We start from the raw sequence: 17,980 nt of genomic DNA, 5'->3' as shown, positions 1-17,980 counted from the left end.
TTTAAAGATAACCGATTACTGCTTTTTCATTGATGCTCATCGCCAATAAGCGGCAGCGTTAGAAAGAAAATAATTAACTTGACCAACAAACCAATACTAAGCCGACAAATCCGCGTCCCTTACTCCGCCAACTGGCGATAACCGGAACCGTTGTACAGCATTTTGACCCGTCCTGAATAAAGGCTACATAATTCTAAACAGTTATGTATAAAAATGACAAAGTAATCAGACGGTATTCGGAATCTTTCAAATTGAAAATTTTAAACGAACTTACCTCAGGTAAATTAAACAAATATCAACTTGGGAAACTCTACGGTATTGCTCCTTCTACTATTAATGAATGGATCAAAAAATACAACCGGAAAGACCTTATGAACACTAGGGTTACAGTGAATACAAAAGATGAAATAACACGAATCAAGCAACTTCAGAAAGAGATTGAGCAGCTTAAAAAGCTACTGCTTAAAAAAGATATGGATCAATTGGTCGATGATGCATATTTAGAAGTGGCTGCTCAAAAACTTGGCTATTAAAGCGTCCTGAAACTTAAAAAAAACTAAGTATCAAGCCTTAATCATAACAAAGGAAAAAGCTAAGGGATTTGTTTCGTTAACTCAGGTCTGTGCTTGTTTTGACTTAAAACGTGATGCGTATTATAAGTACAAATGCAGAGCTGATAAACGAAAAAAGATCGAACAACATATTGTTCCTATCGTAAAGAAACGACGCAAATCCCTGCCTAGAGAAGGTGTTCGAAAGCTTATGAAGTCATTAAGCCAGGACTTTGAAAAACAACATTTGAAAGTTGGCAGGGATACATTGTTCAATGTACTTAGAGAACATAAAATGCTCACCCTTAGAAAAAAATACACCACAAAAACAACTAACTCAATGCATTGATTCCATAAATACAAGAATATCATTAAAGATATCGAAGTTAGCAGACTAATCAGGTATGGGTAAGCGATATCACTTATATCAGAACAGTAAAAGATTTTTCTTATCTGGGTCTTATCAAAGATATGCACTTCAGAAAGGTCGTAGGATATGATCTTAGCAACAGCCTGGATCTCAAAGGGTGCATTTGAGCTCTAAACAAAGTATTATATCAAACCAAAGAGTTTAAAGGCTTAATTCATCAATCAGGTAGGGGTATGCAGTATTGTTGCAATACATACACCCAGAACCTTCATAGAAACAGCATTAGTATGAGCGAAGAGAATCACTGCTACGAAAATGCTATGGCAGAGAGGGTGAACGGAATCCTTAAAGATGAGTTTTATCTAGATCAGACCGTTACAGATCTGGCTCACGCTAAAATAGCTGCAAAAAATGCCATTAAATTATACAATGAAATTAGATTACATTTATCTTTAGACTATCAAACTCCAAATATGGTATATAAATTAACAGCGTAAAATCAATTTTAACCTGTAGCCGTATTTCCGGAAAAGACAGCTAAATGATAAAAGTGTTAATAGAAACTTCCTTCACAAATTTCATTATCGAAAAAAGAATTTGATAAAGTATAAGTCTTTAAATTCAAAATATGAACCGAAAACTTTTTATTGAAAACATGGGCCTTTTAGGAGCCTCCACATTATTGCCTCTAACAGGTTATTCAATGTTTGAAAGGCCAAAATTTAAAATGGGGCTGCAGTTATATACAGTTAACGAATACATGAATAAAGATGCAATTCGAACACTAAAAGCTGCAAAAAGTATGGGGTATCAAGATTTTGAAACATTTGGTTTTAACAGTGAAAAAGATACTTTTTATGGTTATAAAACTTCGGATTTTAAAAAAATTCTTGATGAACTACAAATTACTGCATCTAGTGGGCATTTTGGATTTTCATCATTTCTCAATAAATCAAACGACGAGTTAAAACGATTTGTGGATCAATGTATTAAAGGTGCTCAAGAGATAGATATGAAATATATCACATGGCCATGGATAGCACCTGAACAACGAACCATGGATAATTTTAAAATAATGTCGAATAAATTAAATTTAATAGGTGAACAGGTGACTAACACAGGCCTTGGATTTGCATATCATAATCACGGCTTTGAGTTTAAAGAATATAATGGTGAGACTGGATTTGATATTATTTTAAGAGAAACTGATCCCAAACTTGTCAAGTTTCAACTAGACATGTATTGGATTATGCATTCAACGAATATTACTCCAAAGGAATTAATTAAAAATCAACCTGGGCGTTATGTGATGTGGCACCTAAAAGATATGGATAAAATTAATAAAGATTATACCGAGCTAGGTAATGGTTCAATCGATTATAAAACAATACTTCCTGATCCAATTGATTCAGGACTTGAATTCTATTACATTGAACAAGGGGGTAACTACAAATACAACCCCATGAGAAGTATAGCTGATAGTGCTAAATACTTTAAAAAATATTTGCACGAAAATCTATAACGAAAATTAAATCTAATAACCAGCTGCCAACCTCGGTTCATCGCCAGGAATGAAACAAATCCGTATCTCTACTCCCGCAACTGGCGACAGGTCCTGAGTTATAAAACAAATATTTTTGATGAAAATTTTAGGAAGAAGATAATGCTAAATTGCTTCTATTCTGTGAAGGACTTCGGTTCTTGCTATCTTTTTTTTTACTCATATTCCGGATCGTAATTGATCATATTCTTCCATAAGCTATAAATTAACACTAACAGCTTTCGCTCTACAGCCATCAGGCCAATGATAGGTCTAGCCTTAGTAGGTTTTACGCGCTCATAGTATTTCTTCAACGTTAGATTCCAACGTTCAGCGGTCATCGCTGGCATTTAGAGTGCTTGCCGAATATTCTTATTCCCTTTCTACTGATCCTGGTCTTACCTATGTAAGCTCCGGATTCTTTCAGCACGACATCAATTCCAGCATAACTAGCCAGCTACTTGGCATTGGTAAAGCCAGTGAAGCCTAAGGTTTCACCTCGCACCATAGCTGCTGAAACAAAGAAAATACCTGGAATACTTTCTAAATGTTTAATTCTTCGTTTAAGATCAGGACTGGCATTAATCAACAAAGCCATCTCTTTCTCTATCTCCTGCAATTATTTTGTGACCAATTTTTAAGCGCTGCCTGTACCAGTTTAGTTCTCTTGTATTGGCATATGCCGCATGCCCTGTGGCGCTCTATTTATTTCTCTTTAAAAGGAAAGGACGACCTTTCAGACCTCTCATAGTAGGAGTTGGTGGTGTCCAGAAAAGAAATGTTCGTTCACAACTAATCATGGCTAGTATACGATTATCTAATGAATCGGTCTTCCCTTTTGGTCCTTTAGGCATAACGTTTAACACCTCCAGATTGCATCACACTAACAATCACTAGCTTCATGAAAGATTACTGTAAATTCCATTACCATCCAAAGATCAGCTCTAGAGGCTACTTCTTCATCAAGTCAATATAAATTTTTAAATTCGGAAAGATCATTACTTACTCTAAAGGAATCCTCAAACTCTTTTGCGAAGTTAACCGTTAGACGGCAAAGGGATACACCCAGATTCTCTTTTGATACATCTACTCCCAGGGCTAATTTTAAAATGTGTTGCTCCATAATTCTTTAATTATAAACCGTATTCTCTTTCACTTTTGCTAGTCTTTAATACGTTCTCTAAAGGATCTAGGTACTGTTCAAGTTCTGGAAGGATATAATTTCTATCCCCCGATATCCTTAAAGAAATTGTTTCAACTGTAACCTCAAATCTCTTTCTAAGTTTTAGCTAAATTAGCTTTAGAAATTTACGAACCCTAACCATTGGGCCAAATTGCTATGAAATTTGAATAACACAACATACTTCAATTTTTATTAGGAAATAATTATATATTAGCCTTTATTAATATAATTCAGCAAATCCTTGTCTAGAAATACTAGTTATTTTATAGAAACCAGTTTTTATTATTTCATGTGTTTCCGATAATCTTAATAAACTTCAATGGTCAAAAAATTACTTATTCTTTGTCTTTTATGTGCATTTAAAACCAATTCTCAGACGTCCTGGGTGCTTCTAAATCCGAAACCTACAACAAATACCGGAAAAGAAATTCAATTCGTTTCTGAAAATCGCGGATATATCATAACCTCAAATGAGTTATTAGAAACTATAGATTCAGGTGTTACTTGGAATAAAAAAAGAGATATTTTCAGCGGAAATGACTTGACTTTCTATAATAGTACTGGTTATATAGCAGGAAATAACGGGTTTCTTTTAAAGTCTTCCAATAATGGAGAATCCTGGAATCAGATCTCTACCGGTTTTAATTTTTCTTACAATACGGTTAATGTAATTGATGAAAATATCATAATTCTTTCAAGTTCAAGAAATACTGTGAAATCTACCGATGGTGGTAATACGTGGGAAAGCTATAGCATACCCGAGGTAGATGTTAATAAAACTTATTTTACTAGCGAACTAGTAGGGCATGCCGCATGTAAAGATGGAACAATGTTAAAAACTATTGATGGTGGCTTGAATTGGTATGAAACTCAAAGCTCGAATATAATTCCGTCAGATTTTTTTACCGTATATTTTTTGAATGAAAATATTGGATTTTCTTCTCGCGAACATAATGAAATTTATAAAACTATAGATGGAGGAGAGACCTGGCAAGAGTTATCACGAATAAGTTCTGCGATATATGATTTTTATTTTTTGAATGAAAATATTGGTTTTATTACAGGAGAATACGGCGCAACATTCAAAACAGAAGACGGGGGAACTACATGGACTCCAATTTTCTTCCAAGATGGCTATGTGGGGAATACGTCCTTGTACGGAATTTATTTTGAGGATAGTAATATTGGGTTTGCAACTGGTGCTCGAGGTCGAATAATAAAAACTAGCGATGGCGGACTTACATGGGAGGGGAACTCTTTATTTTATAAGGATATAAATCAAATAAAAGTCTTTGAAAGCGGAGTGGGATATGCTCAGGTTGGTAAAGATTATTATAAAACAAATGACCATGGTGATAACTGGACTTATTTTAGCACTGCGAGCCATTATTCATATTGTAGTGGTTTTTTCTTTGTAGATGAAAATACAGGATATTCTATTGGAGGAGGAACTTTAAGTATTTCTGGTGATGTTTTTAAAACTACTAATGGTGGAATGACCTGGAATAAACTAGATATAACTGTTGATGAAGGTTTAAGTTCGATCTATTTTATTAACGAAGATATTGGATTTATTTCAGGTGGATTTAATCGTAAAAAAGTTATGAAAACCTTTGATGGCGGGAATACTTGGAATCAGGTATTAGATACTGAATTTGGAAATATTCAATTTCTAAATTACCAGGTTGGATATGGTAATCGAATAGGATATTCTGATGGGCGGTTATATAAAACAATAGACGGTGGCACTACATGGGATTTTGTACTTGAGGTTGATGAAGACATAAATTCATTTCATTTTATAGATGAAAATACAGGCTATGTTATTGGAGACAATGCCTTAATGCAGAAAACTAATGATGGAGGGGAAACCTGGGAGGAGCTTACGATTCCATACGAGTATTATAAACTGGTTGAATTTTATACGGAAAATATAGGGTTTATTGTAGACGAGGAGGGAAAGATTTATAAAACTGAAGATGGGGGAGAGAATTGGAAGTTTCTTACCACCCAGTATGGAACCAGGTCTATTGAGTTAACTACTGAAAACATTTTTACTGCTGGCTCTAATGGCAAGATCTACAGAAGTGAAACAGGATTCAATTTTGAGAATGAAATTGATACAGATATATTTTCAATTAAAGTTAGTCAAGAAACTTGTGCAGAAAAGAATAACGGAATCATTCTAATTGAAACTTCAGTAGAGAACGAATTTTCTGTATCTATTAATGGTGAAAATTATAACTTCACTCAAAGGTTGCTTCTCGAAGATCTTCCTGCTGATAATTATTCTTATTGCATAACTACAGAATCTAACCCAGATTTTGAACAGTGTTTTGAATCTATAATCAAACCAGGTGGTGAATTAGAAGGAAGAATACAATCGCAAAATCAATCTAAGGAGGTCATTGTGAACGTTGATATTGAAAAAGGATCAGGTCCCTTTTTAGCTACCCTTAATGGAAAAGTGTTAGGTACTTATAATTCTTCTACTTTCACCATAAAAACGGATGAGGAAGGAATACTTAAAATTACATCAGATAAGTTATGTGAAGGAACATTACTTTTTAATATAGAGAATCCTGCATCTGTATTTGCTTATCCTAATCCTGCCAGTTCCTATGTTAATATAACCATACCGGAAACAGGTTTTTCTCAGGTCCCAGTTTTTATTTATAACAATTCTGGTCAACTTATTTATTCAGATAAAAAAACTATCAAAAATAAGAGAATAACACTTCAGGTTGAAGATTTCAGCACAGGTATTTATTACGTTATTTTAAAATTAGAAACCTCCCGATTCATTAAATTTTATAAGAAATGAAAAATATAAACATTTTCTTCTTCTGTCTAATTCTGTTAACCTCTTGTTCAGGAGAATCGGATAGTACCGACGAAATAGAATATCAAAACGAAGCACCTAATACACCCTCACTCTCACTTCCTGAGAATGATTTATATTGTACCGTAAATGAGCTTAATTTCAAATGGTCTTCTTCTACAGATCCGGAAGGGGATGAAGTTTCATATCTATTTGAATTAGCTGAAGATAGTGATTTTTCTGAGATGTATTTTGAAACTGAAATTTCTAATTCAACTATAAGTAAAGAGGTTCCGAAAGGAAAAAATTTTTATTGGAGAGTTAGGGCAAAAGATGATAAAAATAATTACAGCACTTATTCTTCAACCCGAAACTTTTATACTGAGGCAGAGCAAACCTCTAATTCCCTACCTTCCGTTCCTCAATTAGTTACCCCTGATAACAATTCTGTAATTGCCGAATTAGAAATTGAACTTCAATGGGAGGCAACAGATGAAGATGAAGATCTCTTACGATACGATCTATATTTTGGAACTAGTTCGTCCCCTGTATTGATTGAGGAAAACCTGGAAAAAAATTCCTATTCAATTAACAATCTTAGTCCTAGCACAACATACTACTGGCATATAAAAGTTAGAGATGAAAATAGTGGAGTAGCTATTGGACAAGTCTGGAGCTTTGAAACTCAATGAAATATGAAAGTTCTAATTTAGAATAATATTAATTGCATTTTTAAGTACACAAGACTTATCCTTTTAATTTAACGGGTTACATATTTATTTACACCACCTGGCCCAACATCAGATCATCTCAAATAACAGATAATTAGCTGAAAATTGCTATTATTTATAAACCACTAAACCGACAAATCTGAGTTTACTCCCGCAACTTGCGAATACCGTAACCGTTTCAAGACAAGATAAGATATTCCTTATACTCTCTGATATTCCTTAAAATCCTTATGCTCCTTTTTAAATAGTTCTTCTTCTGAAAGACTTTTAAAATATTCCAGAGTTTTATTAAAACCTTCTTTTCTGGAAACCACAGGAAACCAGTCCAGGATCTCATTGGCTTTAGTAATATCTGGTTTTCGCTGGGTAGGATCATCCTTTGGTAATGGTTTTCTTGCAATTTTAAGATTACTTCCTGTTAGTTCCAGGATTTCCTCTGCTAACTGATTTATGGTAATTTCCTTCGGGTTTCCAATATTAACAGGATATACATAATCACTCATCAATAGTCTGAAAATCCCTTCTATCTGGTCATCTACATAACAGAATGACCTGGTTTGGGAACCATCTCCAAAAACGGTAAGATCTTCTCCTCTCAATGCCTGACCTATAAAAGCCGGAATAGCCCTGCCATCATTTAACCTCATTCTTGGTCCATAAGTATTGAATATACGCACAATTCTTGTTTCCAGACCATGGTAACGATGATATGCCATAGTGATAGACTCCATAAAACGCTTGGCTTCATCATAAACCCCGCGAGGACCAATGGCGCTTACATTTCCGTAATATTCTTCCGTTTGAGGATGCACCAGAGGATCGCCATATACTTCAGAAGTGGAAGCTATCAAAATTCTGGCATTTTTCACCCTGGCCAGACCTAAAAGATTATGAGTCCCCATCGCGCCCACTTTAAGGGTTTGAATGGGTATCTTCAAATAATCTATAGGACTGGCTGGTGACGCAAAATGAAGGATATAATCTATCTTTCCCGGCACATGCACGAACTTGGTTACGTCGTGATGGTAAAATTCGAATTTTGAATTACTGAACAAATGTTCAATATTCTTCAGATCGCCGGTAATGAGGTTATCCATTCCTATCACTTCAAAACCTTCCTCTATAAAACGATCACAGAGATGTGAACCTAAAAATCCCGCCGCACCGGTTATTAATACCCTTTTCATAATTTCCAGTGATTATTTGTTCACAAATTTGAAAAAGCGGCTTTCATCGCCATCTTTGGTTTCTTCCTGGTATAAAAACTCCAGGTTGTTTTCATCGAAAATGCTGAAGAATTTCTCCCACGAAATATTCTCCAAACTCTCCTCTGCTCCTCCTGGAAAATTGATCCGTAATAAGCCACTACCTTTCGCATTATCTCCGGTTCCTTTAACCAGTGCCGGTTTTCCATCTCTCTCTTCCACCCAATTCTTGATTGTTTCGTGGTCTTTTGTTGTTTTTGAATCTGACATCATCTTCTATTTTAAATTCTACAATTATTTTTTTGTTTTATTCTGAATTTCATCCTTCCAGTCTTTTCCTATAGCCGAAAGGTATTCTGAATAATTCCAGGTACCGAGACTGGTTTCTATACCTGAATCCTTTTCTGCCACATAGGTTTCGTCCTCTGGCATCTCCATGACCTTAAACCCACAACTTCGAAGCATGGAAATTATTCCCTGGTGGTTAGGCGCCCACCAGTTGGTAGGATCGCCTGCAAGTTTATTTTCGATGAAAGCCATTTTTGGCCAGGCATCCGTTTTCATGATTTCCCGCTTATGAAATTCCACATCATCCGGCACCTCCATCTTTTCTTTTCCCGGTAAGGAAAGCGTCTGGAAAACCATCATTTTGTTTGTTTTTTGGGAAATTATATCCATGGCCAGAAGCGGATACCTTAAATGGTAAAAAACACCCATAAACCAGACTAGATCATATTCCTCTGAAGTATGGGCAAGATCATACACCTGCATTTGCTTAAAAGTGATGCGATCTTCCAGGCCGAATTGTTCTGCAGCCCATTGTGCCTGGGTTAAATAATGATCATCTAGATCTATTCCCGTTACTTCAGCTCCGCGTTTGGCCAGTTCTATTGAGTAAAAACCAGCATTGCACCCAATATCCAGTACTTTCCATCCGCTTAGATCCTCCGGAATACTATTCTTGATATTCTGCCACTTAAAAGAAGGGAAATCCCCTAGAAAGTGCTCCTGTGCAGTCTGGCTCCCATCGGGAAGGTGAAGATTATGGAACCAGGGTTCCAGTTCTTTTATATCGCTTGCTATAGACATCTAGATCTTTTCTGAAGTTTTCATCACTGATTTTACATGTTCCTGGAGTTCCTTAGCCCTGGCTTTGGCCGTATGCTGTTTTAGTACTTTCTGTCTTGCCCTTTCTCCTATCGCCTTACGTTCTTCTTCATCTATAGATTCAAAACATTCCAATACATCTGAAGCTGAACCGGCAATAAGTATTTCTTTATTGATCTCAAAAAGACTGTCTATCCCATTCCAGAAATCAGAAATAATAGGCACCCCACAAGCGGCGGCTTCAAAAAGCCGAACGCTGGGCGAATGTCCCGCCTTTATCATATCCTGTCGGGTGATGTTCAACGTAAACTTTTGTGAGTTATAAAAATTTCGGTGTTGAGCAGGAGGTAAATGTTCTATGCGCTCTACATTACTCGGCCATTGAATGTGTTCAGGATATTGTGGCCCGGCGACTATAAATTTCCCCTCTGGTAATTTTCCCGCAGGCTTCAATAATAATTCCTGTACTGAAGGCTGCCGATCATCACTGTAAGTACCTAGATATCCCATTTGCCACTTGATTTCATTTTTTTCTGGAAAATATAGATCGGGATCTACTGAACAGTATAATGCCCTGGCGTTCGGAGATCCATAATGATCTTCAAGGTAGTCCAGCACAGGTCCGCCACAAAAAGAAAGAAAAACATCATATTTTTTTATCAGCTCCTTATCGAGGTACTCATAATCTTCCCTTTTCAACTTGGCCAGTGTAACCGGGGTATCTATATCATAAAAAGCGGTCACTCCTTTTGCTGTATTCACCACCCAGTTACCAACTTCTACCCCTTGCTGTACGTAAGATCCAACTATAACCACATCGGCATTCGTCACTTCATCCTTGTATTCTTCTTTTAATTCTTCATTGGTTTTATACAGACCGAGCCTGCAGAAATCTGGCTGCGGCATATCCCGATGCCTGGCATAATAAGGCACATCTTTTTCCAGGAAAAGAATTTCATTCCCCAGCTTCGCAAGTTCCTTTAACAGGGCGCGATATGTAGTGGCATGGCCATTTCCCCAGGAGGAAGTAACAGATAATCCTATAATGACATATTTCATGATTGCTGATTTAAGGGTTCTTTTTTATCCAGAGCCAGTTTTTCTGAAATCAGTTTTTCCAATTGTTCTACTCTGCGCTCATAGGTATGTTCTGCCAGCACCCTTTCATAAGCCGCGTCGCCAATCGCCTTAGCCTCCTCATCATCTAATTCTTTCAAAATATTCTTTACTTCCTCTCCATTTTTAGCAACCAGAATTTCCTTACCAGGTTCAAAAAACTGCGAAATCCCTTTCCAGTAATCGGTAATGATACAGGCTCCGGAACCGGCTGCTTCAAAAACCCTCGTTGCCGGTGAAAAGCCATATCGGGCCATACTGTCACGGCTAATATTCAGCACCGCTTTTGGTGTGCAGTTAAAGGCATTATGATCTTTAGTATAAACATGGCCCAGGTAATTCACATTCTTCGGCAACTCTTTATCTCCCCAGCCACTGCCGCCCAGAATAAATTTTTGATTGTCTAAATTTTTCGCCGGTTGTAAAAAGAATTCCTCTACCCTGGATTCCCTGTCTGGAAGACGGTTCCCAAGAAAAGCCAGGGAAGCATCGAATTTTGAATTGGGTTCCACACGAAAATGTATATCCCTGTCCAGTGCATTATAAATAGGAATACATTCCTTCGCCCCGAATTTTTTATACGCCTCCTGTACCGTTGTGCCTCCCCCATACGTTAAAATAAGATCATAATCTGGCACCACTTCCCGGAAAGGATCGTTTTGATCATTCTCCATTCGGTCCAAAGTTGCCGGAGCATCCACGTCCCAGAAAACGATCAAATTATCTTTTCTTTTAAGCTGCGTTATCTCCTTTTCTATAAGTTCATCAAACACTCCCACACCGCTTGCTTTAATCAAAACATCAGCTTCTTCCTGTGCTTTACGAAGTAAGCCCCGTAGAGTCACACTATCTTCTTCATAAACCACGACCTCACACCATTCAGGATCTTCGATATCGCGATGTTTTTGTCTATCCAGAATATTCGGTTCATAAAATGTAACCGAATGACCTTTTTTATGAAGGGCTTTTACGATGCCACGGTAATAAGTGGCTGCGCCATTCCAGTAGGCTGAAACAATACTGGAGCCAAAAAATGCTATATTTAATTTCTTCTTCATCAGGCTGTCTTTTTTGTTGATTTAGTTGCTTCTATTACTTGAATAATTCCTTCCAGTTCATCCACCCTGTGGGAACAGGTATGTCTTTCCAGAATGGTTTTTCGGCCGTTTTCAGAAAGGCTTTGTGCAAGCTGGGCACTTTTAAGAACCTCAGCAATGCGATAACCCATCTCATTTCCATCACTGGCCAACAAGTAGTCCTCGCCAGGAGTGAACAAATTCTCCTCATCCGACCAGGGACTACAGATTAGCGGAATTCCGCAGGATAAAGCTTCAAAAGGCCGAATGGTGGGAATTCCTGGCAACATCTCCACATAAGGGCGACGAGGTACATGAACGGTGACTTTATATTTCGCAAAAACTTCGGGTACTTTATAATTCGGTAACCAGCCTCCATATTCTATCCCCGCATCTGCAAGCGCTTTTTTCGCCTTTTCAGGATATCGCACTCCATAAACTTTAGCTTTTATACCTAATTCCTTCACGGGTTCAATAAGAAATTCCATTAATTCCTCAGTTCGTTCATCGTCACCCCAGTTTCCAATCCAAACCAGGTCTCCTCCCTTTTCCTGATCTCTATCCGGAGAAAAAAGTTCTGCATCTGCCGCTTCATGCCAGGTCCAGACTTTATCCAGCCAGCCTTTTTCCTCGTAGATCTTCTTGATCACTTTTCCGAATACCAGGGCTCCGTCATAATCTTGAAAGTTGTACTTCGCCATACTCTCAACGTCAGAAACAGCCCGGTGATGAGTATCATGAAATAGTAATTTATAGCCAAATCGTCCTTTCTTTTTACCTAAATCGGCTACCATTTCCGGAGAGTTCCATTCATGAACTATAACCACATCAGCATCTTTTAAAATAGCTTCATGGTTTAAAGGTTTATCGGCATTATAAAATTGAGGATTTAGAGTAGGATAATAATGTCGGAATTCATCCAGTTTTTCCGCGCCGTGATCTTTCAAGAGATTTTTCAGGCTCCACCCATTTTCCGGTTCAAAAACTTCCACTTCGTGTCCTCTCATTTTGAGTTCTTTTACGATACCCCTTAAAAAATGAGCATTTCCGTGATTCCAGTCGGAATAAAGTGAGTGATAAAAAAGTACAAATTTCATAAGCTATAACTTGGTTTTCTAATTGGTTGGTTAGTATATATTAGTTCCTTATAAAGCTCCATATAGCATTCTCCCATTTTCTGTAGATCATAAGAAGCCGCTCTTTTTTCAGCTTTAGCTGCCAGTTCTTCTCTTTTATTCTCATCATCAATTAGCTGAAGTAGTTTGTTCTGGATTTCATTCTTATTGCCAGGATCAAAAAATGTGGCAGCTCCACACCATAATTCCTGCAGTGTGTCAATATTACTTATGGCCAAAGCACATCCTGCCTTTGCAGCCTCCAGAATGGAAAGCCCGAAAGGTTCATATTTCGCCGGACTCACAAATATGGAAGCGCGCTGCAAATATTCTTTTACTTCTGAAGAAGATAATTGTCCCACGAAATGCACATTTTCTATCTGAAGCTCCTTTCCTGTATGAGGATCTTTATTATCCCCGGCGATATAAACCGGCCAGGCTAAATTTTTCGCTACTGCAGAAAGAATTTCCAGATTCTTTGCCTCATCCCAGATCCTGCCCATCGCGAAAATAATCTTCTCTTTATTTATTTCTTCGGAAAATTTTAATTCTCTGCCGTTATGGATCACCTTTGTCTTACTGGAAAATTCATAAATTTCCATTGCCTGTCTCAATAGAGCACAACTCGGACTTATTACCAGGTTTGATACATTCAGAGAATTTTTTACATGCTGTTTATAATTTTCCCATTCAGCAGGAGCAGATTTAGATTTTACAGATTCCCACCAGGTTTGTACACAGGAGTGGAAAACAGTTATGATTGGCGTACCGTTAAAATTTAGCGGAACAAAATTGTTGAAATGTACCAGAGTTGGTTGAATTTCCCGGTATAGGCTATAGATCCATTTGCGCATTTCTATAAGGTCTTCTGCACAATCCTGCATCCATTCTAACTTAAAATCACTACGATATAACGAGACATTTTCCAAACTGGAAACTTCTTTTTCCTGCCCGGGTGAAGGCAGAGCTCCCAGTGAGGCCAGGTGAACTTCTACTCCATAAACTCCCAAGATTTTACAAAGCTCCAGGGTGTAGGTCCAGACTCCTCCCAGTGTATCTGTAGTCATCAATATTTTGATCCTGCTATCTTCCATAGATCCTGTCTATAATTTCACTGGTCTTCAAAAATTCCTCTGCGCTTTGCTCATCATAAGTATCATCTTTCAGTAAATTTTTGACCCAGACGAGACCGGCCCTTCCACTCCAATCATCTGGTGGAGATACCAATACTTCGGTTTGGGTTCCGCTATATTTTTCAGCAACAAAATCATAAAATGAACCGTCAACATTCTTAAATGCCGCTCCTCCTTCAGTGCCATAGAATTTTGCTTCTATCACTGCATCCCTACCTGCGGAAACATGCCAGGAGCACTGTAAATTTATACTTGTATCATCTTCAGAAATCATAGAAACTTGAGCGAAATCTTCTACTTCTTCCTCAAAAGATTTCAGCTTTTTGCCTTTGTGATATAATTTGCTATTCACTTCTCGTATTCCAGGAAAATCCAGGCTCCACAAGGCTAGATCTATTAAATGGATTCCCAAATCCATCACACTGCCACCACCAGATCTTTTAATATCAAAAAACCAATCCTTATCCGGGCCATAAGCATTATGGAAAACCAGGTCTACCGCATATATCTTTCCCAGGTTTCCTCTTTTTACCACCTCATAAACCGCTTTAAATGCCTTCGTGTAACGGTAAGACATATCTACACCCAATAATTTATTATTTCTTGCCGAGGCATTTATAACTTCTCTCACCTCAGCAGCAGTCCGTCCTAAAGGCTTCTGACAAAAAACAGCTTTCCCAGAATTGAGTGCCTTTATACTTTGTTCCGCGTGCATCGCACTGGGAGTGGCGATCACTACGGCATCTATTTCTTCATTTTCATAGATCTCTTCTGGAGATTTAGTGATATTTGTGTCAGGTGCTACTTTTCGTGCTGCTTCGGCATTTTCGTTGAAAGGTTCGGCAATGGCGGCAGCTTGTAAATTAGGATTTTGAAGCATTACTTCCATTCGGTTTCTGCCTATCCAGCCCACCCCAATAAAGCCCATTGATAGGTCTTTTGAGTTCGTATTCTTCTCTTTCGAATCTGTGGCTATCATTTAGAACTTTTATTATTGATTACCAATGCTTTTATAAAACCATCCGGGCGTTCTGTAAGATGCTGGAAGGCTTTCTCCATTTCCTCCAGGGAAAACTTATGTGTAAAAAGCGGAAATGGATCCATTTCATTTTTTCGAATTGCTTCAATGGCATCTTTAATTCCCTTGCTATATTGTTTCGGATCCCGTTCATGGGCACTAATCATATCGATACCGCGCCAGTTCAGCATTTGAACGTTAAGATTTCTCATACCATCCTGGTGAAATCCGGCTACGATTAATTTCCCCTTTTCTGCCGTTAGTTCTATAGAAAGGTTCAACGGCCACTCCTTGCCGGTAGCTTCAATGACCCGATGACACAATAATCCGCCAGTATTATTCTTTACTTCTTCAATGATTTTATAATAATCATCCATCGGAATCATTTCATCTGCCCCGGCTTCTTCCGCAGCTTTCAGGGAAAATTCTCTTTTTGAGATGGCAATAACTTTGGCACCTCTCGATTTGATCAGCTGGATCAAAAGAAGGCCTAAAAATCCGCAACCAACTACAGCAATTGTTTGCCCAGCGTGAATATCGCTCCTGTTGAAAATATTCATAGCACAGCCAAGCGGCTCCCCAGGAAAAGGTTTATCATCCAAAAAATCGGGCAGTTTCACCAGATTTTCCGGAGTAGCGATATCATAAGTCGCATAGGCATTGTAGGTTAATCCGGTGACTCTTTCACCTACTGTAAAACCTTTCACCTCACTGCCAATTTCCTCAATGATCCCCCAGCCTTCATGCCCTGGTTGGCCTGGTTCAATAGGATAATCGAACCATTCACGACCTTCCCAAAGAGGAATATTAGAGGTGCAAACGCCGGAACCTTCTAGTTTTATCCTTACCTCGTTCTTATCAGGTTTAGGCACTTTATATTCTTCAAGTGAAACTCTACCTGGTTGCTTTATAACTGCCGCCTTATAAACCAAATCTTCTTTTGGTAAGGCTGGCATTTCCTGTATCTCCCTGCTAATCCTCATACTGCTATTTCTTTTGCTGAAGAATTCTTATTTTCAATTTTCAGATTACGATTTTCAATTAACCAGTTCATTAGTTCTTCCACACCTTCATCCACTGAATATTCAGGTTTCCATCCTGTTGCCTTGCTGAATTTCGAAGTATCTGAAACGTAGTATAACTGATCTCCCCTCCTCCATTCTTCAAATGAAACCGGCACTTCCTTTCCTGTTTTTTCTTTGATCTTATCAAGTATTTCAATTAAACTCACGGTGTTTTCAGGACCACCACCTATATTGAAAACCTGGCCTTTTATTTTCTCTATATTTTTACCGGCCAGTATGAATGCATTTACCAGATCTTTTACAAAAAGGATATCCCTCACCTGTTTTCCATTTCCGTAGATCACAATTGGTTTATTTTCCAGGGCGCTTATGAGAAAGTGGGCCACCCAGCCCTGATCCTCCGTTCCAAACTGGTGCGGACCATATATACAGCTCATTCTAAAGACCGTGGTTTTTAATCCGTAGGATTGAGAATAATCCAAAATATATTGATCTGCTGCTCCTTTAGAACAGCCATACGGACTATGGAAATCCAAATTTCTTTTCTCACTTACGCCGTTTTCTTCAATATTTTTATCTGAAGGAAAATACCTGGTTTCATTGGAACCCATCTTTAGATCATTAAGATCTCCATAAACCTTATTTGTAGAAGTAAATATCAGTGATGGTTTATGTTCCGTTTTCCTAATCGCCTCCAGGATATTAAAGGTTCCCTGCAGATTTACCTCAAAATCCATATCGGGACTGGTAAGCGAAGTGGTTACAGCGACCTGTGCAGAAAAATGAAAGATTTCGTTCGCTTTTCTAACACAGGCTTCAAGGATAGATTTTTCCCGGATATCTGCAATTTGCACTATTAAATTCCTGGGGTATTTTTTCTGAAGCCATTGCAGGTTCTGCTCTACCCCATCCCGGAAAAGGTTGTCATAGATCATTACGGTTTTCCCCTCCTGCAATAGACGATCTGCCAGATTAACCCCGATAAATCCTGCTCCCCCGGTAATTAGGCTATAATTTTCTTCAGGTTCAATTTTATATTCTTTGGTGATATAAGTATGCTGATGAATATTCTCCACACCATGCTTTTCCAGTAATCGGTAAAGTAATTTTTTAGTTCCGTCTGTTTTTTTAAGTCCGAAAAAATATTCCCTTTCATCCAGATGGAAACCACCTACGGTAGCATTTTTAGGATCAAGATCATTCATGCTATACCAGTAAACCCTGTCTGCTGAAGTTTTCAGTACCTTTTTAAATTCTTCGTACTGTTTTACTTCATCGTGCTGCCAGGTAGAAAAACCTGCCTCCGAAATCCACAGCTCTTTATCCAGATCAAAATTGGTAAGTACTTTTCTTACCTGTTTGATATTTTCTTCCCAACTGCTCCATTGCTGGTCAAAAACATGCGGAAATCCATGAATTCCTACGGCATCGATATTCTCCAGGGTGCCATTTTCAGCCATCATTCTAAGCCAGTTAGGATCTATTGGACTCATTCCTCCTAAAACGGTCTTCTTACCCTTTTGCTTTGCCCAATACGAGGCCATATCGATCATTTTTGAAAACTTATTCCAGGAAAAATCCAAAGTGAAATCATATTCGATTTTATTATTGGGTTCATTCCAAAGCTCCATCCATTCAAAATATTCCCCATATTTATTGATCATTACATCAAGAAAATCGGCATAGGATTTTAAATATTTTGGAGGAGATGAAGTTTTAGGTGTTTCGCCGATGGAAGGCGGAGTATAAAGAAAACAGGGAAGCATCTCTACTTTAGAACTTACTTCTTTAAAAAGCCAGTCATACCACTCTTCGGTACCTTCCACATACCAATCGGCCCAGGAAATCCCGGTTCTTAAATGTTTTATACCAAGTCTTTCCAGATCCTGAAGTGTATTTTCCACTTCTTTATTCTCTCCCGGTCTAAACCATTCGAGTATACCAAGTACAGGAGTTTCTGTTCGATCTTTCTTTTCCATATTGGGTTTC

18 protein-coding genes are annotated in these 17,980 nt (G+C 37.9%); 5 read left to right on the top strand and 13 right to left on the bottom strand.

The features are described from left to right. Positions 1-203: 203 nt before the first annotated feature. The 3 genes from Q1K34_RS11950 to Q1K34_RS11940 all read left to right on the top strand — a co-directional run bounded on the left by Q1K34_RS11950 (position 204) and on the right by Q1K34_RS11940 (position 2,443). A complete protein-coding gene (locus tag Q1K34_RS11950) occupies positions 204-533 on the top strand; it encodes a transposase (RefSeq protein WP_300439022.1) in 330 nt (109 codons plus the stop codon). A gap of 675 nt (positions 534-1,208) precedes the next feature. Continuing rightward, a complete protein-coding gene (locus tag Q1K34_RS11945) occupies positions 1,209-1,418 on the top strand; it encodes an integrase core domain-containing protein (RefSeq protein ID WP_300439019.1) in 210 nt (69 codons plus the stop codon). A gap of 131 nt (positions 1,419-1,549) precedes the next feature. Then, positions 1,550-2,443, top strand: a complete 894-nt coding sequence (locus tag Q1K34_RS11940; protein WP_300439017.1) for a sugar phosphate isomerase/epimerase — start codon at positions 1,550-1,552, stop codon at positions 2,441-2,443. A 194-nt stretch (positions 2,444-2,637) separates the two neighbouring features. On the opposite strand, the gene Q1K34_RS11935 is transcribed toward Q1K34_RS11940, so the two are convergent. From Q1K34_RS11935 to Q1K34_RS11925, 3 genes are all read right to left on the bottom strand, one after another. Beyond that, the gene (locus tag Q1K34_RS11935; RefSeq protein WP_300439014.1) at positions 2,638-2,802 is read right to left on the bottom strand and encodes a hypothetical protein; all 165 of its coding nucleotides are present in this window, start codon (positions 2,800-2,802) and stop codon (positions 2,638-2,640) included. A gap of 116 nt (positions 2,803-2,918) precedes the next feature. Continuing rightward, positions 2,919-3,080 (bottom strand): hypothetical protein, encoded by a 162-nt coding sequence (locus Q1K34_RS11930; protein WP_300439011.1) that lies wholly within the window; start codon positions 3,078-3,080, stop codon positions 2,919-2,921. Positions 3,081-3,428: 348 nt separating this feature from the next. After that, complete coding sequence (locus Q1K34_RS11925) at positions 3,429-3,584, bottom strand: hypothetical protein (protein WP_300439008.1); 156 nt, start codon at positions 3,582-3,584, stop codon at positions 3,429-3,431. Between the two features lie 379 nt (positions 3,585-3,963). Between Q1K34_RS11925 and Q1K34_RS11920 the strand changes: the two genes are divergently transcribed. Next, on the top strand, positions 3,964-6,468 hold the full coding sequence (locus Q1K34_RS11920; RefSeq protein WP_300439006.1) for a YCF48-related protein: 2,505 nt from the start codon (positions 3,964-3,966) through the stop codon (positions 6,466-6,468). After that, positions 6,465-7,157: a hypothetical protein gene (locus Q1K34_RS11915; RefSeq protein ID WP_300439004.1), complete on the top strand. Its 693-nt coding sequence runs from the start codon at positions 6,465-6,467 to the stop codon at positions 7,155-7,157. The genes Q1K34_RS11920 and Q1K34_RS11915 overlap by 4 nt, the downstream gene beginning before the upstream one ends. Positions 7,158-7,396: 239 nt before the next feature. On the opposite strand, the gene Q1K34_RS11910 is transcribed toward Q1K34_RS11915, so the two are convergent. The 10 genes from Q1K34_RS11910 to Q1K34_RS11865 are packed head-to-tail and all read right to left on the bottom strand — an operon-like array spanning position 7,397 to position 17,970. After that, on the bottom strand, positions 7,397-8,383 hold the full coding sequence (locus tag Q1K34_RS11910; protein ID WP_300439001.1) for an SDR family oxidoreductase: 987 nt from the start codon (positions 8,381-8,383) through the stop codon (positions 7,397-7,399). Between the two features lie 12 nt (positions 8,384-8,395). Next, positions 8,396-8,674: a hypothetical protein gene (locus tag Q1K34_RS11905; protein ID WP_300438998.1), complete on the bottom strand. Its 279-nt coding sequence runs from the start codon at positions 8,672-8,674 to the stop codon at positions 8,396-8,398. 21 nt (positions 8,675-8,695) lie between these two features. Further along, complete coding sequence (locus tag Q1K34_RS11900) at positions 8,696-9,490, bottom strand: TIGR04290 family methyltransferase (RefSeq protein WP_300438995.1); 795 nt, start codon at positions 9,488-9,490, stop codon at positions 8,696-8,698. Beyond that, positions 9,491-10,567 carry a glycosyltransferase gene (locus tag Q1K34_RS11895; protein WP_300438993.1) on the bottom strand — a complete coding sequence of 359 codons (1,077 nt, stop codon included), beginning with the start codon at positions 10,565-10,567 and terminating at the stop codon, positions 9,491-9,493. It abuts the gene before it with no gap. Next, positions 10,564-11,682, bottom strand: coding sequence for a glycosyltransferase (locus Q1K34_RS11890; RefSeq protein ID WP_300438991.1), 1,119 nt, complete (start codon positions 11,680-11,682; stop codon positions 10,564-10,566). Before Q1K34_RS11890 ends, Q1K34_RS11895 begins: the two co-directional genes overlap by 4 nt. After that, positions 11,682-12,797: a glycosyltransferase gene (locus Q1K34_RS11885; RefSeq protein ID WP_300438989.1), complete on the bottom strand. Its 1,116-nt coding sequence runs from the start codon at positions 12,795-12,797 to the stop codon at positions 11,682-11,684. Before Q1K34_RS11885 ends, Q1K34_RS11890 begins: the two co-directional genes overlap by 1 nt. Further along, complete coding sequence (locus tag Q1K34_RS11880; protein ID WP_300438987.1) at positions 12,794-13,909, bottom strand: glycosyltransferase; 1,116 nt, start codon at positions 13,907-13,909, stop codon at positions 12,794-12,796. The genes Q1K34_RS11885 and Q1K34_RS11880 overlap by 4 nt, the downstream gene beginning before the upstream one ends. After that, a complete protein-coding gene (locus tag Q1K34_RS11875; RefSeq protein WP_300438985.1) occupies positions 13,899-14,927 on the bottom strand; it encodes a Gfo/Idh/MocA family oxidoreductase in 1,029 nt (342 codons plus the stop codon). The genes Q1K34_RS11880 and Q1K34_RS11875 overlap by 11 nt, the downstream gene beginning before the upstream one ends. Beyond that, entirely contained in the window at positions 14,924-15,949 is a 1,026-nt protein-coding gene (locus Q1K34_RS11870; protein ID WP_300438983.1) for a zinc-binding dehydrogenase, read from the bottom strand. Before Q1K34_RS11870 ends, Q1K34_RS11875 begins: the two co-directional genes overlap by 4 nt. After that, the gene (locus Q1K34_RS11865) at positions 15,946-17,970 is read right to left on the bottom strand and encodes a GDP-mannose 4,6-dehydratase (RefSeq protein WP_300438981.1); all 2,025 of its coding nucleotides are present in this window, start codon (positions 17,968-17,970) and stop codon (positions 15,946-15,948) included. The genes Q1K34_RS11870 and Q1K34_RS11865 overlap by 4 nt, the downstream gene beginning before the upstream one ends. Positions 17,971-17,980 lie beyond the last annotated feature (10 nt).

The sequence above is a fragment of the Christiangramia sp. genome (assembly GCF_029937855.1).
Lineage (GTDB): Bacteria > Bacteroidota > Bacteroidia > Flavobacteriales > Flavobacteriaceae > Christiangramia.
The sequence above is the reverse complement of the archived record's forward strand: the minus strand, read 5'-3'. Positions and strand labels throughout refer to the sequence as shown.